Source organism: Photobacterium sp. OFAV2-7, from assembly GCF_022347985.1.
Lineage (GTDB): Bacteria > Pseudomonadota > Gammaproteobacteria > Enterobacterales > Vibrionaceae > Photobacterium.
In genome coordinates this window covers 1-2,933 of the sequence record NZ_JAKRFQ010000679.1, presented here as the reverse complement: position 1 = coordinate 2,933, position 2,933 = coordinate 1, and the positions used below count along the sequence as shown (strand labels likewise).

Genomic DNA, 2,933 nt, shown 5'->3' with positions numbered 1-2,933 from the left:
AGTTAACCAACGATTTTGCCAAGCACGGGATTGAACGTCTGTACGCTATGTGCAAAGAGCGCTTTGGCGATGAAAGTGAGAAAGAGCTTGAGTGGCTGTTAGGAAAATCATTGATAAGTTTGGTTAAGTAAAGACTGAGTTTCAGACTGGCAGCCGCTGATGAGGCTGCTTTTTTATGTGTGGCTTGTATCATGCTTATTGTAACTACATGAAGTATGGCCGTTTTATTTGAGATTTATGATAGCAAGCAAGCTAAGATGTAAACGGCTGTGTATAATCATGATACTTGGTGTATATCAAAATAATGAGATTAGTAGATGTTGAAATATATTATGCTAGCTTTGGTGGGCATCGGTATCTATATCGGTGTGACCTATAAAGACCAGATTGAGGATGCTGTGAACTCTCGACCAATGGAAGAGGTTCAGGACATGATTGAATCAGCGTCGGATCAAGTATCGGACAAGGCGAGTGAGCTGACAGAGCAACTGGAAGAGCTAAGCAAATAGAAGTAATTAGTGCTTGTCACAGAAGAACATCGAATACAAAAGAGGCAGCCTGTTGGCTGCCTCTTTTTATTACGGTTGCAGTAAGAATCGATTATGATTTCACTGCTTCAGCATTTGCAACTTTTGCTTCTTCTGCCTTGCAAGCTGCGGCAGTAAAGATAACGTCAGTTGAACTATTCAGGGCTGTTTCTGCAGAATCCTGAATAACACCAATGATAAAGCCAACAGCAACAACCTGCATCGCGATATCGTTAGGGATACCAAACAGGCTACACGCAAGCGGGATCAGAAGTAGAGAACCACCGGCTACACCCGAAGCACCACAAGCTGAAACGGCAGCAACCACACTTAGCAGTACTGCTGTTGCGACATCAACTTCAATACCCATGGTATGTACAGCAGCAAGCGTCAGAACTGTAATTGTGATCGCAGCACCTGCCATGTTGATAGTTGCACCCAGAGGAATTGATACAGAATACGTATCTTCGTGAAGATCTAGGTTCTTACATAGCTGCATGTTAACAGGGATGTTCGCCGCAGAACTACGAGTGAAGAAGGCAGTAATACCACTCTCGCGGATACAACGCAGAACAAGCGGGTATGGGTTTTCTTTGGTCTTGTAGAAAACAATCAGCGGGTTAACTATTAGCGCAATGATTAGCATTGAGCCTAGTAGCACGGCAAGAAGGTGACCGTAACCTGCAAGGGCTGCGAAGCCTGTTTCTGCAAAGGTATTGGCAACCAGACCGAAGATACCGATTGGTGCCAGGCGGATCACGAAGCGAACGATCAGGGTGATGCCGTTAGATACATCGTGGAAAACCTGCTTAGTTGCATCACTTGCCTGGTGTAGTGCGAAGCCAAGAGCGATAGCCCATGCAAGAATACCGATGAAGTTACCTGTCATCAGTGCATTTACTGGGTTATCAACAATCTTGAATAGCAGCGTATTCAATACTTCAGTAATGCCTTCAGGTGGTGTAGCACCTGTTGCACTTGCTACCAGAGTTAAAGTGGTCGGGAAAAGAAAACTCATGGTAACCGCGGTCAGCGCAGCCATTAGCGTACCGAATAGGTACAGGATAATGATTGGTCGCATGTTGGTGTGAGCGCCTTTCTTCTGGTTGGCAATCGAAGAGGCGACCAGAATAAAGACAAGGATAGGGGCGACTGCTTTCAGTGCACTGACGAACAGTCCTCCAAGAAAGCCAACTTTGACGGCAGCTTCAGGAGATACGGAGGCAAGAAGGATACCGGCAACGATACCGATGAGGATCTGGATCACCAGGCTCCCACTTGCGACTCGGGCTAAAAAGGGTTGTGTCTGATTCATATTACGTCCTGCATAATTTTTTTATATGTCCGGAAGGATTATATATTGCTCCCGAAACATTTTTTAACAGGAAATACGATAATTTTCCACCTTTCTTTCGATAAACTTTCGGTTAACTCACTATTAACATTCTTTTGGCCTAATGCGGTATGTCACGTTTGGGACAGGGTTGGTTCGATTCGATTCTTTAACAAATGTCCGAACAGACAGGAGAAAATGTTAAAAAAAGCTCGCACCAAGTGCGAGCTACTCTCATTTATATATCGATTATGTAAACCTCTACTGTCTACTTTTCCGGAACCAGTGGAGCCAGTGCCGAGGTCGCTGTATTGTTTTTTGATGTTGTTTTTTCAGACTGGCCGATTGACTGGATAAGCTGGAGCAGCTTGGCACTGTCCCATTTCTCGGGCTGTTTGCTGAAATGCGCCGTCATCATTGCGTGAACGGCCTGTCGCAGCTGCTCCTGCTGTGGGTTATCCGGGTTATTCTGCGACCACTGTTGGTAGTAGGCTTGAACTTTAATAGGGCTATTGTCTTTGACGGCCTGTTTCATGCCGGTAAGGGGCGCGACATCCGTGCCGGACAGGCTTATCGTAGCCGGTACGCCTGGCTTGGAAGCTCTGGCACTCAGCCACAAGGCCGTAGTAATTAGCCATAATCCGGCAAACAAGGCTGTTAGCCATGGCCAGTATCCGGAATCTGTGACAATTTGTATGTCAGCAGGCCCTGTTTCTTTGGCTGCTGGTGAGGCAGACAAGGGCTCGGAGAGAAGCGGCAGGTTAAGGCTGTTATTGACGTTGTCACCCGGTAGTACCGAAACTGTGAGCCCCTCAATTCGGCTCGTCTCCTGTTGACTAGTATCTGTATTCCACCAGTTGATAGATAGCGGCGGTAGCTCAAGCTCGCCTTGCTCCCGAGGAAGTATTACTTGCTTGAGGGTCATGACGGTATAGCCATTGACTGTACTGTACACCGGCTTTTCGTTATAGACCTTAACCTTGTCAGGGTATTGCAGAACAAGGTTAGGCATGCTGCTTTGCTCTGCGTTTTTAATTCGCAGGCTAATGGTTCGGGTAAGGAGATCGCCCACT

At 46.5% G+C, this 2,933-nt stretch carries 2 protein-coding genes and 2 pseudogenes; 2 read left to right on the top strand and 2 right to left on the bottom strand.

What is annotated here, in order from left to right; translation table 11 throughout:
* Positions 1 to 131 (top strand): annotated as a pseudogene (locus MHN01_RS24580) (TetR/AcrR family transcriptional regulator); the annotation flags it as partial.
* A 186-nt stretch (positions 132 to 317) separates the two neighbouring features.
* The gene (locus MHN01_RS22950; protein WP_239413666.1) at positions 318 to 509 is read left to right on the top strand and encodes a YtxH domain-containing protein; all 192 of its coding nucleotides are present in this window, start codon (positions 318 to 320) and stop codon (positions 507 to 509) included.
* 91 nt (positions 510 to 600) lie between these two features.
* On the opposite strand, the gene sstT is transcribed toward MHN01_RS22950, so the two are convergent.
* Both sstT and MHN01_RS22940 read right to left on the bottom strand, forming a co-directional pair.
* Positions 601 to 1,842, bottom strand: coding sequence for a serine/threonine transporter SstT (sstT, locus tag MHN01_RS22945; RefSeq protein WP_239413665.1), 1,242 nt, complete (start codon positions 1,840 to 1,842; stop codon positions 601 to 603).
* Positions 1,843 to 2,128: 286 nt separating this feature from the next.
* Positions 2,129 to 2,933: pseudogene (locus MHN01_RS22940) on the bottom strand (protein BatD); the annotation flags it as partial.

Excerpts from the sequence above, each read along its gene's own strand:
- MHN01_RS22950 (WP_239413666.1), top strand. The coding sequence starts at position 318 with ATGTTGAAATATATTATGCTAGCTTTGGTGGGCATCGGTATCTATATC.
- sstT (WP_239413665.1), bottom strand. The coding sequence starts at position 1,842 with ATGAATCAGACACAACCCTTTTTAGCCCGAGTCGCAAGTGGGAGCCTG.